At 55.3% G+C, this 17414-nt stretch carries 14 protein-coding genes; 1 reads left to right on the forward strand and 13 read right to left on the reverse strand.

The genetic code is table 11. The annotated features are described in order from the left end of the window. Positions 1-2: 2 nt before the first annotated feature. From WEB64_RS12295 to WEB64_RS12310, 4 genes are all read right to left on the reverse strand, one after another. A complete protein-coding gene (locus WEB64_RS12295) occupies positions 3-965 on the reverse strand; it encodes a Nudix family hydrolase (RefSeq protein ID WP_368058189.1) in 963 nt (320 codons plus the stop codon). Next, positions 946-2163 (reverse strand): bifunctional glutamate N-acetyltransferase/amino-acid acetyltransferase ArgJ, encoded by a 1218-nt coding sequence (gene argJ / locus WEB64_RS12300; RefSeq protein ID WP_368058187.1) that lies wholly within the window; start codon positions 2161-2163, stop codon positions 946-948. The genes WEB64_RS12295 and argJ overlap by 20 nt, the downstream gene beginning before the upstream one ends. Before the next feature lie 106 nt (positions 2164-2269). Next, entirely contained in the window at positions 2270-5011 is a 2742-nt protein-coding gene (gene secA, locus WEB64_RS12305) for a preprotein translocase subunit SecA (RefSeq protein ID WP_368058185.1), read from the reverse strand. Positions 5012-5214: 203 nt separating this feature from the next. Beyond that, entirely contained in the window at positions 5215-6153 is a 939-nt protein-coding gene (locus tag WEB64_RS12310; protein ID WP_368065644.1) for a M23 family metallopeptidase, read from the reverse strand. Positions 6154-6457: 304 nt separating this feature from the next. Here WEB64_RS12310 and WEB64_RS12315 point away from each other — a divergent pair, with 304 nt between their 5' ends. Continuing rightward, a complete protein-coding gene (locus tag WEB64_RS12315; RefSeq protein WP_368058180.1) occupies positions 6458-6904 on the forward strand; it encodes a DciA family protein in 447 nt (148 codons plus the stop codon). A gap of 10 nt (positions 6905-6914) precedes the next feature. Here the strand turns inward: WEB64_RS12315 and lpxC are convergent, their stop codons facing one another. The 9 genes from lpxC to murD form a co-directional block, all read right to left on the reverse strand. Then, on the reverse strand, positions 6915-7832 hold the full coding sequence (lpxC, locus tag WEB64_RS12320) for a UDP-3-O-acyl-N-acetylglucosamine deacetylase (protein WP_368058178.1): 918 nt from the start codon (positions 7830-7832) through the stop codon (positions 6915-6917). Between the two features lie 194 nt (positions 7833-8026). Beyond that, positions 8027-9184: a cell division protein FtsZ gene (gene ftsZ / locus WEB64_RS12325; protein ID WP_368058176.1), complete on the reverse strand. Its 1158-nt coding sequence runs from the start codon at positions 9182-9184 to the stop codon at positions 8027-8029. 107 nt (positions 9185-9291) lie between these two features. Beyond that, entirely contained in the window at positions 9292-10527 is a 1236-nt protein-coding gene (gene ftsA / locus WEB64_RS12330; RefSeq protein WP_368058174.1) for a cell division protein FtsA, read from the reverse strand. Positions 10528-10562: 35 nt separating this feature from the next. After that, positions 10563-11402 carry a cell division protein FtsQ/DivIB gene (locus tag WEB64_RS12335; protein WP_368058172.1) on the reverse strand — a complete coding sequence of 280 codons (840 nt, stop codon included), beginning with the start codon at positions 11400-11402 and terminating at the stop codon, positions 10563-10565. After that, positions 11395-12360, reverse strand: a complete 966-nt coding sequence (locus tag WEB64_RS12340) for a D-alanine--D-alanine ligase (RefSeq protein ID WP_368058170.1) — start codon at positions 12358-12360, stop codon at positions 11395-11397. Before WEB64_RS12340 ends, WEB64_RS12335 begins: the two co-directional genes overlap by 8 nt. After that, positions 12353-13798 carry a UDP-N-acetylmuramate--L-alanine ligase gene (murC, locus tag WEB64_RS12345; RefSeq protein ID WP_368058168.1) on the reverse strand — a complete coding sequence of 482 codons (1446 nt, stop codon included), beginning with the start codon at positions 13796-13798 and terminating at the stop codon, positions 12353-12355. The genes WEB64_RS12340 and murC overlap by 8 nt, the downstream gene beginning before the upstream one ends. Further along, a complete protein-coding gene (murG, locus tag WEB64_RS12350) occupies positions 13791-14873 on the reverse strand; it encodes an undecaprenyldiphospho-muramoylpentapeptide beta-N-acetylglucosaminyltransferase (protein WP_368058166.1) in 1083 nt (360 codons plus the stop codon). Before murG ends, murC begins: the two co-directional genes overlap by 8 nt. After that, positions 14866-16065, reverse strand: coding sequence for a putative lipid II flippase FtsW (ftsW, locus tag WEB64_RS12355; RefSeq protein ID WP_368058164.1), 1200 nt, complete (start codon positions 16063-16065; stop codon positions 14866-14868). The genes murG and ftsW overlap by 8 nt, the downstream gene beginning before the upstream one ends. Further along, positions 16062-17402 (reverse strand): UDP-N-acetylmuramoyl-L-alanine--D-glutamate ligase, encoded by a 1341-nt coding sequence (gene murD, locus WEB64_RS12360; RefSeq protein WP_368058162.1) that lies wholly within the window; start codon positions 17400-17402, stop codon positions 16062-16064. The genes ftsW and murD overlap by 4 nt, the downstream gene beginning before the upstream one ends. Between the last annotated feature and the right edge of the window lie 12 nt (positions 17403-17414).

Below are 17414 nucleotides of genomic sequence, written 5' to 3' on the forward strand. Positions count from 1 at the left end.
GGTCACCACCAGTTTCCGATGCCTGCGATGCCTTGCGCCCCTCTGATTCGTGCTGTTTCAAGGTCATGATCCACCATCCCACCCAATGCGAAAACCGGCACATTGGCCGCCTTCACGAGTTCCTGGAAACGCAGCCATCCCAAGGTGGCTGCCCCAGGATGGGACAGGGTAGGCATGACCGGACCAAGCGTAATAAAGTCCGCCTCCAACTGACTCGCTTGGGCGATCTCGTACTCGCTATGGCACGACACCGCGAACCACCTATGTCCAGGTACTGGACGCCGGGAAAGGCTCCGGGCCTGCTCCCACGTCACATGAATGCCCGCCGCCGACACCTCGTCCAGCAAATCGACGCGACCATGTAGCAGCAACGGTGCACTAAAGCGCTGGCACAGGCGCGAGGCCCCTCGTGCGAGCTCTGCATAATCGTTCCCGGTAAGCCAGGGGGCTCGCAACAGGACCATCGCCGGACGATGGGCACGCAGTTGGCGCTCGAGTCGCTCCAGGCCTGCGGAAATGTCATCAAAAGCTCCACTGATGCAATATCGATCAGGCAGCTTCAAAGCACGGATAATGGGTCGATTGCCAGCCGGAAAATCCTCATCAAGCAAGCCTTCGACGGTCCGCCAGTTCACCTCCTGGCCTTCGCGGCCCTCAGGCTCACCTATGACGCACTCAGTGCTCCAAACATCCAGGAAAACGCGTTTGTCCCCGTAGTCATGCCCTATACCGATCAGCGGTTTCAATGAATACTCAGGCACTTCGAGCCCGGTTTCCTCCGCGATTTCGCGGATCAGAGCACGCTGTACAGACTCCCCCGCTTCTACCTTGCCGCCCGGGAACTCGAGCAATCCGCCCTGATGGACATAATCTGGCCGGCGGGCAACCAGTACCCGGTTCTGCCGTCGAATTACGGCGACCGCCACATGTACCCATTGCGAGAATTCAGGTCCGGTAGTCAGCATTAATAGTCACGTAATCGTGGGAGAAATCACAAGTCCACACTCGTTCATGAACATCGCCTCGCTTGAGATCGATGTAAATAGTGATTTCCTGCTGGCTCATCACTGCCTTACCCCGAGCTTCACTGTAATCCTCGGCCCGTCCGCCGTGACGGACCAGACACACGTCATCGAGATGAATTTCAATTGCGTCGATATCCAGATCAGGAACGCCAGCCCGGCCGACCGCCGCGAGAATGCGTCCCCAGTTAGGATCAGAGGCAAACAGTGCCGTCTTCACCAGCGGTGAGTGGGCTACCGTATAGGCCACGTCAAGCGCTTCCTGCTGCGTTTCGGCGCCGCTGACATTGATCGTCACGAATTTGGTGGCACCCTCTCCGTCCCGCACAATGGCGTGGGCGAGAGTCATGAAAACATCCTCCAGAGCGGCCCGAAAATCAGCCAGAAACGGACTATCAGGGCCTATTTCCGGGGCATCCGACTGGCCGGTTGCCATCAGGATACAGGCATCGTTGGTGGAGGTATCGCCGTCAATGGTGATGCGATTGAACGATGCTTCCCCTAGCTCAGAGACCAGAGTTTGCAGCAAAGTCGACTCAACTTTCGCATCTGTCGCGATGAAACCCAGCATGGTTGCCATGTTCGGGCGTATCATGCCAGCCCCTTTACTGATGCCGGAAATCGTTACCGTTTCACCACCCAGCACAACCTGTCGGGAAACTCCCTTGGGCAGGGTATCAGTGGTCATGATCCCTTCAGCGGCCTCGCCCCAGCGCTCCTCGCCAAGCCCTTCAAGTGCTGCCGATAATGCCCCGGTGATTTTGACGACCGGCAGCGACTCTCCGATCACGCCAGTGGAAAAGGGCAGCACAGCGGCCTCGCTAACGCCCGCCATTGCGGCAAGTGCACTGCAGCATTGCTCTGCGTCCACTACGCCCTTTCGACCAGTCCCCGCGTTGGCATTACCCGTATTGATCAGCAGGTAGCGTGGAGCAGCCTCTGAAAGATGCCGACGTGTGACGGTAACCGGAGCGGCACAAAACTGATTACGGGTAAATATGCCCGCGACCTGACTGCCCTCCGCCAGCTCAAAAACGACAATATCTTTGCGCCCGGGCTTTTTGATACCGGCACTGGCAATGCCCACCCTGACGCCCCGCACAGGAAAAAATTCAGGTAATGGTCCTAATCCTACCGCCACGGTTTATCTCCTTTGTATTCCCACATTTCCGACCCTGCCGGAAGCAAAAACCCGCAACCTGAGCGTCAGGATGCGGGCTGTCATTTCATCGTATTATCGGCGCTGATTAACTGACTTTACCGCAACACTGCTTGTACTTTTTGCCCGATCCACAGGGACAAGGTTCGTTGCGCCCCACCTTCGGCTCCTGCCGGACAAACGTGTCCGCAACATTTCCCGGGTTGCTCTCAGCGATATCGCCCTCGCCTTGCTGCTGGGAGGTAGCACTGGTCTCATCATGACGCATACGCGCTGCCGATAACTGCCGATCCAGCTCTTCTTTACGGCGCTTTTCAACCTCTTCCATTTCTTCCCGGGTTTGAACTTTGACATGGCACAGCACCCGAATAACATCCCGCTTCATGGTATCCAGCATGGATTCAAACAGGTTGAAGGCTTCGCGCTTGTATTCCTGCTTTGGGTTCTTCTGGGCGTAGCCCCGCAGATGAATGCCGCGGCGTAAGTGGTCCATATTAGACAGGTGCTCTTTCCACAGGGTATCCATAACCTGCAAAAATACCTGCTTTTCGAAGTTGCGCATGGGTTCTGTCCCGACAACTTCTTCCTTGGTCTTATAGTCAGCCACAATCTCCTCGAGAATGCGCTGCCTGAGATTTTCCTCAAATAACTTGGAATCTTCATCCAGCCATTGCTGAATGGGTAGCGTGATGGCCATTTCCGATTGCAGTTGAGCTTCCAGGCCAGCCACATCCCACTGTTCGGAAATACTCTGGGGAGGAATAAACTCGGTAATCAGCGCATCTACCACATCTTCACGGATCGACTGAACGATCTCGGAAATATCCTGCGAGGACATCACTTCATTGCGCTGCTCATAGATAACGGTACGTTGATCATTCGCAACGTCATCGTACTCCAGCAGGGTTTTACGCATGTCGAAGTTACGGCCTTCAACTTTGCGTTGGGATTTTTCGATGGCATTGGTCACCATCCGGTGTTCAATAGCCTCGCCTTTTTTCATCCCCATCGCCTGCATGATGTTCTTGACCCTGTCGGGGGCGAAGATTCGCATCAGGTTGTCTTCAAGAGACAGGAAGAAACGGGAGGAGCCGGGGTCACCCTGGCGCCCTGCGCGGCCGCGAAGCTGGTTGTCAATCCGGCGAGATTCGTGCCGTTCGGTACCGATTATATGCAGCCCACCTGCATCCAGCACCCGGGTATGCCGCTCCGTCCAAGCCGCCTTTATTTTGGCTATGTCTTCTTCGGTAGGGCTTTCCAGCCCGGCAACTTCAAATTCCCAGTTGCCGCCAAGTACGATGTCGGTACCGCGACCCGCCATGTTGGTGGCAATGGTCACTGCGCCGGGGCGGCCAGCCTGGGCGATGATCTGAGCCTCACTCTCGTGTTGTTTTGCGTTGAGAATTTTGTGCTCGATCTTGGCTTTCTTCAGCAACATCGACAACAGTTCCGACGCTTCAATAGAAGCGGTACCCACCAGAATCGGCCGCCCTTCGGCCGTCGCATCCTTGACTTCGTCAATGATTGCGTGGAATTTTTCTTCCTGGGTCAGATAGATAAGATCGTTGTAGTCGATGCGCTGGATAGTCTTATTCGGTGGAATCACCACCACGTCCAGCCCATAGATCTGGCGGAATTCGAATGCTTCGGTGTCCGCAGTACCGGTCATACCAGCTAGCTTGTTATATAAGCGGAAATAGTTCTGAAAGGTGGTCGACGCCAATGTCTGGCTTTCCGCCTGGATATTCACACCTTCCTTCGCTTCGATCGCCTGATGCAACCCCTCACTCCAGCGACGACCAGGCATTGAGCGCCCGGTATGCTCATCAACGATGACGACCTGGTCGCCCTGAACGATATAGTCCACGTCTTTCTGGAACAGGTGGTGAGCACGCAAAGCAGAATGCACATGATGCAAGAGGCTGAGGTTGGTAGCGGAATACAAATTCTCGCCTTCCTTCAGCAAGCCACGTTGTGAGAGCAGCTCTTCGACTTTCTCATGGCCCGATTCTGTCAGGTCAACCTGTCGTGTTTTCTCATCGATAGAGAAGTCGCCGGTGGGGTCGCCTTCTTCCGGCACCTCGCCTTTCTCAAGGCTTGGCACCAGAGCGTTGATTTCCCGATAAAGTTTGGAGCTGTCTTCGGCGGCACCGGAAATAATCAATGGCGTTCGAGCTTCGTCAATCAGAATCGAGTCAACTTCGTCTACTATGGCGTAGTTCAGTCCGCGCTGGACTTTTTCCGCAGTACTAAACGCCATATTGTCACGGAGATAGTCAAAACCGAACTCATTATTGGTGCCATAAGTGACGTCTGCGCCGTAAGCGTCGCGCTTCTCCTGAGTCGACTGGCCAGCCACTACTACGCCAACCTGCATCCCCAGGAACCGGTACAGCTTGCCCATCCATTCGGAATCACGCCGGGCCAGGTAATCGTTTACCGTTACGACGTGAACGCCCTTACCCGTCAACGCATTCAGATAAACCGACGCGGTAGCCACCAGGGTTTTACCCTCACCGGTTTTCATTTCGGAAATATGACCTTCGTGCAGGGTAATGCCACCGATCAACTGTACATCGAAGTGTCTCATCCCCATGGCACGACGACTGGCCTCGCGAACGGTCGCAAAGGCCTCTGGCAATACCTGGTCCAACGTCTCGCCTTCGTCCAGACGACGGCGAAATTCAGCAGTCTTGCCTTGCAGCTCAGAGTCCGACAATCCGCTAAAGGTTTCCTCGAGCTCATTGATTCGCGCAACAACTTTACGCATCCGCTTAATTTCGCGCGCATTTTTACTGCCGAACATCTTGGTTACAAGCTTCGTGAACATAGACTACTACTTCTTTGGTTATCGGTAGTCGCATCGTCATTAACGACGAGCGGACAGTCTCGGCCGGGGAGCGGACCGGTAGTTACTCAGGTCTGCCATTCACCCGCGCCGGTGAAGACGGCATTCTAACCTTATTTAATCAAAGGGCGAAAGGCAGAGGCCCACAGTGTCGATACCGGGGCGCGAAAGACGGCCGAACGATGTTATCGGCTGGCGCGCTGAATGTAGTCTTCGGGGTTCTGGCTTTTGCCATTTCTCAGGACTTCAAAATGAACATGGGGCCCCGTCGATCGGCCCGTGCTGCCCATCAGCGCAACCACTTGCCCCTTCTGAACCACGTCGCCAACTTCCACTTTCAGCTCTTTGGCGTGAGCGTAACGGGTGATCAACCCGTCGCCATGGTCAATCTCAACCAGATTCCCATACCCATGCCGGTCATTGGAATATGTGACCACACCAGCAGCTACCGCAATAATATCGCTACCTTCCTTACCAGCGAGATCGACACCCGCGTGCCAGGTACGACGACCGGTAAACGGGTCAGACCGATAGCCATAACGCGATGATAACCAGCCCCAGGTTATCGGACGGCCCGCCACAAATCGCTCATCCTCTATTTTTTTCCGGGACATGAGATTGTCCAGTAACCGCAACTGCTGCTCCCGGTCAGCGATCCGTGACTCCAGTCGCTCGATCATCATACTCAGCTCCGGCGTAGAGAACGATTCGCCTTCGAAGGAGTCTTCCGGCCCACCTACAGCGGCGGGCTGATCAAAATTGAATTCTTCGCTACCTATCAGGCCGGATTCAACAAATCGCTGACCGAGGGCGTCCAACCGCAACAGTCGACCCTGCATTTCACCGAGGCGTAGGGTGAGCGCATCGACTTGTTGGAGCGTACGTCGTTCGACCCGACTCAGCTCATCCCTTTGGGCTTGCAATCGTGATCGCCACTGCTCGACCACCGGGGACGAAATGCCCTCTCTCTCAGAAAGGCGCTGCTGATCTGCCAAAGCGTAACCCAGCCATGCGGAGCCTAGAATGAACGACAGCGCCAGAATGGTCAGCCCGAGCGTAATGGGTACATTGATCGAAAGCACACGGGACTTGCCGTGCCCCTTACTAACAAGGATGATATTCATAGGTTTGTCTATACTCATACAGAAGCTGCACCGTCGTCCTGCCGCCGAGCGCTTGCTGTAAACTTATCGGCCTGCCGGGGACATCCTTCGCCTGATTGCGGAAGAAAATTCCGACAACTCAATCATGGGCAGAATAAACGGAGCTTCAATCGAAAAGTGGTAATGACATCAGATCATTAGCCTTGGACATCGGCTCCAACGCAATTTACGAGTGTGTAATCAAAAGTGTAATACAGGCATCGCAGATAAACCGTGCCGAAGTGTAACTAATAGTAATCTGATTCGCCGAGTGGTTAGCCCGCACATGAAAAAAAAATCAATTCTGGAGCTTCTTGCCGACAACACCGGTCGTGCATCTGCCCTTCGCAATCTGCTGGCCAAAGCGGAGCTGCATCAGAGCGCTGAAGAGCAAGTGTTGGACGCGATCCCGGCGACACTCAGGTCGGGCGTCAGATTTATCAGCAGTCACGAAGGCGATGTTACCGTCAGTGCCGAATCAGCCTCCATTGCAAGTCAACTGAGGCTCAGGCAGCACGAGATTATGGAGAAACTTCGTGAGAAAGAGATGTTTTGTTACGTTTGGCGCTTTCAGGTCAAGGTTATCCCGGCTCGATACAGCGACCGGACACTGCCCGCCAGAGAACTGCTCAGTAATGAAAATGCCCGGCTTCTCCAAGAAGAAGCCGGGCACACGAAGGACAAAAACTTACGCGAGGTTCTCGAAAAACTCGCAAGCCACGCTCAGGATTAAGCTTCCCGCTTTAGCCCTGAACTGCCAGCACTGGTTTTACATAAGAGATAGGTGCCATAGCTTCGTCATCAAACGTGACTACTTCCCAGGCATCCTCTTCTGCCCTTAACTTCCTGAGCAGTTTATTATTCAGGTCGTGGCCAGATTTTATGCCTCGGAACTCCCCAATCAGGCTGTTGCCCAACAGGTAAAGATCACCGATTGCATCCAGCACTTTGTGCTTGACGAACTCGTCTTCGTATCGAAGGCCATCCTCGTTGAGGATTTTATAATCATCCACAACAATCGCGTTATCAACGCTCCCGCCCAGCGCCAGGTTCATCGCGCGTAACTTCTCGATGTCGCGCATGAAGCCAAAGGTACGAGCGCGGCTTACTTCTTTAACGAACGAAGTGCTCGAGAAGTCGACGGTCGCTGTTTGCGCACGCCCTTTGAAGACAGGATGGTCAAAGTCGATGCCAAAGCTGACTTTAAAACCCTCAAACGGCAAGAACGTCGCCTTCTTGTCACCTTCTTCGAGCGTCACTTCACGCTTGATACGAATGAAACGCTTGGCTTTGTTCTGCTCGGCGATACCCGCAGACTGAAGCAGGAACACGAATGGCCCCGCACTACCGTCCATAATGGGTACTTCCGCAGCACTAAGCTCAACATAGCAATTGTCAATTCCAAGCCCGGCCATGGCCGATAGGAGATGCTCAACGGTTGCCACACGTACAGAATCTTTTACCAGGGTCGTCGAAAGCATGGTCTCACCGACATTTTCGGCGCATGCCTTGATCTCAACCACAGGGTCCAGATCGGTACGTCTGAACACGATTCCGGCGTCAATCGGGGCCGGTTTGAGCGTCAGGTAGACCTTTTCACCCGAGTGCAAACCGATTCCGGTCGCACGGATGGTGTTTTTAAGCGTCCGTTGTCTGATCATCAGTTCATAAATCCGTAACCAAAGTAAGATAATATCCAGGCACAATTCTGGCCGGATCTTATCAAAAAATGCGACTGATTGCCATGTAGCCAATTCAGACACGCCGAACAGGCTTCCAGTCCGCACCCCTCATTCATACACTCCCTGGTACCAAGAACTCCCGGGAGGTTTTAATACGCCCTTTTTTTAGCTTATCAGTCAGCCTGGCGACGAAGGAATGCGGGAATATCGAGATAATCCACACCTTGCTCTTCGTTGTCGTTTCGCTGATCAAGAGCAGTATTACCGTGAGCGACTGCACGGCGGCGCAATACCGCAGGTCGATCTAACTGCTTATAATCCGTTTTACCGTCCAGTGAGCGCGTGTTATCAACAACCTTGGTCGGCTTTTCTTTACTTCCGCCCAGGCCAGTCGCAACCACTGTAACCTTGATTTCATCGGTCATTTCCGGGTCAATTACCGTGCCAACGACGACTGTTGCAGAGTCCGAAGCAAACTCGCGAACAATGTCCCCAACTTCTGAAAACTCACCCAGATTGAGGTCCATGCCAGCTGTGATGTTGACGAGAATACCCTTGGCACCCTGCAAGTCGATATCTTCCAGCAGCGGGCTGCGAATGGCAGCTTCTGCCGCCTCACGAGCACGGTTTTCACCGGTTGCACGGGCAGTACCCATCATGGCCATGCCCATCTCCGACATAACCGTTTTTACGTCGGCGAAGTCGACGTTGATCATACCGTTACGCGTGATCAGGTCCGCAATACCCTGAACCGCACCGAGCAGCACATTATTCGCTTCGGCAAAGGCATCAAGCAAACTGGTTTTTTTGCCCATCACCGATAGTAATTTTTCATTAGGAATGGTGATAAGAGAGTCAACGCTGTCTTCCAGGTCTTTCAGACCAGCGTCAGCGACCTTCATCCGCTTGCCACCTTCAAAGTTAAACGGCTTCGTCACCACAGCAACCGTCAGAATGCCCATTTCACGAGCAACCTCGGCTACCACAGGCGCTGCACCCGTTCCTGTACCACCGCCCATACCGGCAGTGATAAAGACCATATCGGCACCTTTCAGAACGTCTGCAATGCGGTCCCGGTCTTCCATGGCTGATTGCCGACCCACTTCAGGGTTGGCGCCCGCACCCAAGCCTTTCGTGATGTTTCCACCAAGCTGGATAACATGTTTGGCACCCATGTCGGTCAATGCCTGGGCATCGGTATTGGCGCAGATAAAATCCACACCTTCGATGTCACTGTTAAGCATGTGGCGTACTGCGTTGCCGCCACCACCGCCTACACCAATGACTTTTATCACAGCGTTTTGCTGTACATTATCGACTAGTTCAAACATTCCCCTACTCCTTCGTGCAGTTGTCGGCATTTTCCAGGCCGATTATTTTTCGAGAGACCTTCGTTTATTCCGACCGGTTACCCGATCGTTTACTGCCTGATTTACCCTCAGAAATGACCGGTAAACCAGTTCTTCATGCGCTCAAGGAATGAAGGCGCACCTTCTCCTCTGAGCACCGGGCCACGACCAAGATCCATCTGGCGGAACCCATAAATCAACAATCCGACACCCGTTGAGTAAATCGGGTTGTTGACGACCTCCGTCATACCGGAAACTGCTTGCGGTGACGCAAGCCGAACCGGCATATGGAAGATTTCCTCGGCCAGTTCCACCACACCTTCCATGGTGGATGAACCGCCCGTAATCACGACACCCGCCGGTATCAGATCCTCAAAGCCGGAGCGACGAAGTTCTGATTGAACGAGCGTAAACAACTCTTCATAGCGAGGCTCTACCACTTCAGCCAGCGCCTGCCGGGAGAGATCTCTGGGAGCTCGCTCCCCCACGCTGGGCACTTTGATGGTTTCGTCCGCACCCGCAAGCTGAGTCAGCGCACAGGCATATTTGATCTTGATCTCTTCAGCGTTCTGGGTTGGAGTACGTAAGGCCATTGCGATGTCATTGGTGACCTGGTCACCGGCTATCGGTATCACCGATGTATGCCGAATAGCACCGCCAGTGAAGACCGCGATATCAGTGGTACCGCCGCCGATATCCACCACGCAAACACCCAACTCTTTCTCATCTTCTGTTAACACTGCATAGCTCGATGCAAGCTGCTCCAGAATGATGTCATCGACTTCCAGGCCACATCGACGCACACACTTTTCTATGTTCTGGGCAGCATTGACTGCGCAGGTAACCAGGTGGACCTTGGCCTCAAGCCGCACCCCGGACATCCCCATGGGCTCCTTGATACCCTCCTGGTTATCGATCACAAACTCCTGCGGCAGTATGTGCAACACCTTCTGGTCTGCCGGAATAGCGACCGCCTGGGCGGCGTCAATCACCCGGTCAATGTCCGCCTGGGTCACTTCCCGGTCACGTATCGCTACGATGCCGTGTGAGTTCAGGCTTTTAATGTGGCTGCCGGCAATGCCCGCATAAACCGAGTGAATCCGACAGCCCGCCATCAGCTCGGCTTCCTCGACCGCTCTCTGAATGGCCTGCACTGTGGTTTCGATATTCACCACAACACCGCGTTTCAGTCCTCGGGAAGGGTGCGAGCCAATGCCCACCACCTCAATGCTGCCGTCCATTTTGCGTTTGCCGACGATAGCCACCACTTTCGAGGTGCCGATGTCGAGGCCGACAATCATGTTTTCCGTTTCAACCGATGACATGTAGTTCACCAAACCGTAGGTCCATAAAAATGGGTCTAAGTATTTTTCCCGGATGCCTTATCCAGTTTTTTCCACTGGACCGCCACACCGTTGGTGTAACGGGCATCAATGCGTTTTACTTCATCCGCGCGAGCCGCCAGCTGGCCCTCGTATACCGTCATGAATCGTTCAAACCGCTGTTCCACCTGATCTCGGCCCAGGACGACTTCAATGCCATTCGCCATTGTCAGCGTCCACGCTCCCCGCTCTTCAAGCGCCAGGCCCGCAAATCCCAGACCGCGCTCGGTCAGGACACCCGCCATCATGCGGGCTGTTGAAATCACTTCCCGAACCCGCTCATCAGGACCGGATAATTTTGGCAACGGCCCGGCAACGTCCCGATTCGCGGGACTGAACAGCAAACCTGACCGGCTGATCAACTGATCGCTGTTCCAATACGCCAGCGGCTTCTTTTCACGAACTTCGATCACCAGCCCGTCAGGCCAGACCCGCTTGACCGCGGCGGTTTCAACCCATGGCCGCTGCTCGATCTCCGCCTTCACATCCGCCAGGTCGGTCGCAAAGAAGCTGCGACCAACCCATTGTCCTGCCCGCTGCTCCAGGGCTTCCTGGCTTTCCCCGATCAGAGTTCCCTTAATTTGAATCGAGCCGATCTGCCGGTCCAGGGCAGAAAGCACTACACCAGCGCCCCAGGGCACCATACCCGCAACTACCAGCACAACGACCCCAAGCCCCATCTGCAACCACGGGGCAGAGCCGAACACCAGCTTGAAAGCTGCCCAGGGATCGCTGTCCGGACCGGCAGAGGTCGCACCGCGTCTGCGCGGGGGCTCTTGCGGAACGGGGCGACTGCGGAGCATCATCCGGTCAAGCATGCTCGGCCTCCAGGGTGTCCTGCAGAATACGCACCACCAGCTCTTCGAAACTTATGCCAGCCGCTTTGGCGGACATGGGGACCAGGCTGTGGTCCGTCATGCCAGGAACCGTGTTGACCTCGAGTAGCCAGAAATCGCCAACCCGGTCCTGCATGATGTCGACTCGACCCCAGGTGCGACAGCCGAGCACACGGAATGCTTCAACGGCCAGCTCCTGCAGCTTCAATTCCTGTTCCGGCGACAGCCCGCAAGGAATTTGATAGCGGGTGTCGTTACTAATGTATTTAGCGTCGTAGTCGTAGAACACATGGTCGGTACTCAAGCCAATCGCAGGCAGTGCCTGACCTTGCAAAACGCTCACCGTGAACTCAGGGCCTTCCACCCACTCTTCTATCAGGACCAGCGGATCGTGCTGGCTGGCCGCCACATAGGCCTCAATTAACTCATCTCGGGTGCTGACTTTACGGATCCCAATACTGGAACCCTCCCGTGAAGGCTTCACACTCAGCGGCGCTTTCAGTGCTGCCAGCACACTGTCAGCTTCCTCAACAGAGGCCATGGCCCTGAATGCCGGGGTTGGCAGGCCGCAGCCTTCAAACACGTACTTCGTTCGCAGCTTGTCCATGGCTAACGCAGAGGCCATCACCTCACTGCCGGTGTATGGGATGCCCGCCTGAGACAGAATGGCCTGCACTGTACCGTCTTCGCCCCCACGCCCGTGCAACGCAATGAATACGCGGTCGAAAGTGGGCTGATCTACCACCTGCAGCAGACTGCCTGTGACATCAATGCCAAAAGCATTAACGCCCGCTGCCTGAAGCGCACTCAACACCGCACTGCCACTTTTCAAGGACACGGCACGCTCGGCAGAATCACCCCCCATTAATACGGCCACGCGACCCAGCGCCTTCTGAAGCTGTGCATCTGCCTGATAACCGAGCATGCTGATCTCACTCATGGACAAGTCCCCCTGCAGCAGCCAACCGGAGGGCCACACCGCCGATATCGCCAGCGCCTTGGGTAATAAGCAGATCGCCGTTCTGCAATGCTGTTTCCAGCAAGGTTTCTACTTCGCTGTTGTCTTCAACGAATATCGGCTCAAGCTTGCCCCGTTGCCGGATACTTCGACACAGCGCGCGACCGTCGGCGCCGGGAACCATCGCCTCTCCGGCGGAGTAAACGTCCATCAACAGCAGCGTGTCCACCTCCGAGAGCACCCGGACGAAGTCCTCATACAGATCCCGGGTGCGACTGAACCGGTGAGGCTGGTAGAGCATGGTAATGCGTCGGTCCGGCCAGGCTTCCCGCGCCGCCCGTATGACCGCCTCCACTTCGGTGGGGTGATGACCGTAATCGTCCACCAGGGTGACGGTAGCCTTGGATGTTTTGTAATCCCCGTAGACCTGGAAGCGACGACCAACCCCTGCGAAACCCGCCAAACCGCTGCAGATAGCGCTGTCATCCACGCCCTCATCAGTTGCAACAGCAATAGCAGCCAAAGCATTCAATACGTTGTGCCGACCAGGCATTTTCAGCTCAACAGTCAGATCCTTGCGTCCACCGGGACGACGCACGGTGAAATGGGTTCGCAGGCCGTCGAAGGTGATGTGCTCGGCGTGGTAATCAGCTTCCGGATTGTCGATACCGTAAGTAATGATGGCGCGGGAAATCCGGGGGATTATCTCGTTTACATAATCGTCATCCACACACATCACTGCCACACCGTAAAAGGGCAGATTGTGCAGAAAATCCACAAAGGTTTGCTTGAGCTTGCCAACGTCACCGCCATAGGTTTCCATATGGTCGGCTTCAATATTGGTTACCACGGAGATAACGGGTGTGAGATGCAGAAACGATGCATCACTTTCATCCGCCTCGGCGACCAGGTAGCGAGAACCTCCCAACTGCGCGTTGGTGCCTGCACTGTTAAGCTTTCCGCCAATCACGAACGTGGGGTCAAGTCCGGCTTCCCCAAGAATCGAGGCAATCAGGCTTGTGGTTGTGGTTTTGCCATGGGTACCCGCAACAGCGATGCCGTGACGGTAACGCATGATTTCGGCAAGCATTTCGGCTCTTGGCACAATCGGCACGCGACGGTTTCGGGCAGACACCACTTCCGGGTTGTCTGACGCCACGGCGGATGACACCACCACCACATCCGCCAGATCGGTATTCTCTTCCCGATGGCCGATATCGACCCTGATGTCCATGTTCTGCAATCTCTGGGTCACCACGCTTTCCCGGATATCTGATCCTGATACGTCATAGCCCTGATTTTTAAGAACCTCCGCTATACCACTCATGCCAGCGCCGCCGATTCCCACAAAGTGTATATGGCGAATCCGGCGCATCTCAGGCACCTGGTAAACCAGAGGAGGATTGGTTAATTCAGGCATGAGCCGCCTCCAGACAATAATTCACAACTCGCTCCGTCGCGTCGGGACGCGCTAGGGATCGTGCGGCTCTGGCCATTGCCTGAACTCGACCGCGATCCGCCAGCAGGTCAGTGAGAGTTTCGGCCAGAATGTCCGCAGTCAATTTGGGTTGAGGAATCAGCATGGCCGCTTTGGCCTGCACCATATGTTCCGCATTCTTGGTCTGATGATCGTCCACCGCGTGGGGGAACGGCACCAGAATCGCACCAAGACCAGCCGCACAAAGTTCCGCAATCGTCAGCGCTCCGGCCCTGCAAACAACAATATCGGCCCAGCCGTAGGCGGTGGCCATCTCGCTGATGAAGGGCTCGACTGACGCTTCAACGCCTGCCGCTTCATAGGCCTCTTTCGTGGCGATCAGATTGCGCTCGCCGCATTGATGACGAACGGTTGGGCGCATATCCAATGGCATTTTTGCCAGCGCCTGAGGCACACAACTGTTAATTGCCTGAGCACCCAGGCTTCCACCCACCACCAGGACTCTTAACGCTCCTGTGCGTTCCGCCATACGCTCATCCGGCGCAGGCATGTGGGTCATATCATCCCGTACCGGATTACCGGTACAACGAGTGACCACCTTAGCTCCGAAGCTGTTCGGAAAAGCTTCCATCACCGTTTTTGCGAAACGCGCCAGAATTCGATTGGTCATACCCGCAACCGCATTCTGTTCGTGGATCAATAGCGGTGTCCGGGTCAGCCATGCAGCAACCCCGCCCGGCCCGGTGACAAAGCCGCCCATGCCGATCACGCAATCTGGCTTGACCGACCGTACTACCGCCAGAGCCTGAGTAAGCCCACGCACCAAGCCGTAAGGTGCTGCTAACACGGTCGCTCCCCCCTTGCCACGGAGGCCAGCAATGGAGATCAGGGAGAGCGGTATGTCCGTGTCGCCAATCAGACCCACTTCCATACCACCGGAGGAACCGAGCCAGTGGACTTCGTGGCCCCGCGCCTGTAACAGCCGTGCTGTGGCCAACGCGGGAAACACATGCCCGCCAGTACCGCCAGCCATGATAAGGAAGCGCTTACTACTCATAAGCCGCACCTCCGCGAAATGGTTTTTGTTTACCTTTTTCTGCGGGCTTATCCTGGGCCGTACGCTCTATTTCTACCCTCGCCAGAACACCGATGCAGATACAGGTCATCAGCAGACTGCTGCCGCCGTAACTGACTAACGGTAGTGTCAGCCCTTTGGTGGGCAACAAACCTGTGTTAACTGCCATGTTGATGCTGGCCTGCAAACCGATCAGCAGTGTAATACCGTAAGAAAAACACGCCGCGAAGGGCATGCCAGCGTTTTCTGCCCGGCGTGCGATGGCGAAGCCTGCCAGTACCAGCACTGTGACCAGCCCCAGGACACTCAGGGACCCAATCAGACCAAACTCTTCCGCTGTAATGGCAAAAATGAAATCGGTGTGGGCCTCCGGCAAATAGAACAGCTTCTGAACAGAGTTCCCGAGCCCAACCCCGCCCCAATCACCCCGACCAAAGGCAATCAGGGACTGGGTTAGCTGATACCCACTGTCGAACTGATCTTTCCATGGGTCGAGGTAGCTCACCACGCGCTTCAACCGATACGGCTGAGTTAAAATAAGCGCAGTGCCAATAAATACGCAGGACACTATCAGCGGCAAAAAGCGACTGAGCCTCACGCCGCTGAGGAAAATCATGCCGAGCGCGGCTGACATCAGAACCACGGTGGCACCGAAATCCGGCTCGATAACCAGCAGAATCGAAGCCATACCCAGCACCGCAACCGGCTTGAGAAAACCAACCCAGGTATTGACCAGTTCTTCCCGGCGCCTGACCACATAACCCGCGAGGTAGGCAATCAGACAGAGCTTGGCAATTTCGGAGACCTGCACATTGAACAGACCGAATGGAATCCATCGGGTAGATCCATTTACCGTGCGGCCAACCGGGGTCAATACCAGAATTAACACAAAGAGCCCGATACCCAGCAGCAACCAGCCGCTGCGCTCCCACCAGGCCAGTGGAATATTGGCGGCGATCAGCGCCAAAGTGCATCCGAGCATCGCGAAAATGAGCTGACGGATAACAAAATGATAGCTGTCGCCCATAACCGCCGCCGCCATATCAGTGGAGGCCGAAGCAATCATCACAATGCCAATGACCAGCAGGGCAATAGCACTCAGGAGCAGCCATGGCAACGGGTTGCGACTGAGATGAATGCCGGGATTCGCAAGCTTCAGTTCGGGCAGATTCATAGTGCCTCCACCTGTTGTCTGAACTGGTCGCCGCGGTCTTCGTAGTCCCGGAACATATCGAAACTGGCGCAAGCTGGAGACAACAGGACCCGGTCGCTGGCCTGAGCTTTCTCCGACGCTCTGATGACGGCGTGAGCCAACGTGTCCGCCCGCTGGGTTTCAACGTGATCATCGAGCAACGCTGCGAGTTTCGGGGCGTCACGACCGATCAGAATGGCCGCCCTGCAATGGCGTGACACAGGCGCCACCAAGGGACCAAAATCCGCACCCTTGCCTTCACCACCAGCGATCAACACAATTTTCCCGTTCGGCAGAGCCAGACTTTCGATCGCCGCCACCGTCGCGCCTACATTGGTGCCTTTGGAGTCATTGATATAGTCCACACCTGCAATGGTACGCACCAGTTCACAGCGGTGAGGCAGTCCACGAAAATTCCGGGCAACGTCCAGCATCACCGGCATTGGCAAACCAGCAGCATGGCCTAATGCCAAGGCGGCCATCACATTACTCAGATTGTGACGGCCAAGCAGAGGTAGCTCGCTCTGGCGAATCAGGTTGTCAAACCCAAAGGTAATCCAGGCATCTCCCTCATCATCTCGCGTACTGAACGTTTCGGGGTTGATCCGATGCATCCCGAAACAGACAAAACGCAGGGTATCCCGCGCCATCGGAGTGCTCAGGGGATCATCCAGATTAACCACTGCCGTCTTGCAGCCATTAAAAATGCGTTGTTTGGCCTGGAAGTAAGCCATCTTGGTCGCGTAACGATCCATATGATCATCACTGACATTCAGTACCGTCGCGGCCATTGCGCCCAGAGTAGCCGTAGTTTCAAGCTGAAAGCTGGAGAGTTCCAGGATGTAAAGTTCAACATTCGTATCGAGCAGATCCAGCGCCGGGGTTCCAATATTGCCGCCGACCGCCACGCGCACGCCAGCCGCTTTCGCCATTTCGCCCAAAAGCGTGGTCACTGTGGTCTTGCCGTTTGAACCTGTTATAGCAATGATCGGCGCCTGCACCGCATCACTGAAGAGGTCAATATCGCCCCTGATTCGGGCGCCACGTTCCGCGGCGGTACGAATGGCGGTCTCCTCTACACTCAATCCCGGACTGACTACCAGTTCATTAAAACTGGCGAAAAGCTCCGCATCGAAGTCCCCCAAGTGAACAGGAAGCTCTGGCCATTGGGCTTCAAGCTCGGCAAGACCGGGCGGTGAAAGACGATTGTCGGCCACGGCTACGTCCCGTCCCTGCGCGAGCAGGTAACGCACGCAGGAGAGCCCAGTCTTGCCGAGTCCTACTACCAATGTGCGACGGTCTGAAACAATGACACTCATATCGGTCTGCTC

This window comes from Marinobacter sp. (assembly GCF_040882185.1).
In the GTDB taxonomy this organism is placed as follows: Bacteria; Pseudomonadota; Gammaproteobacteria; order Pseudomonadales; family Oleiphilaceae; genus Marinobacter.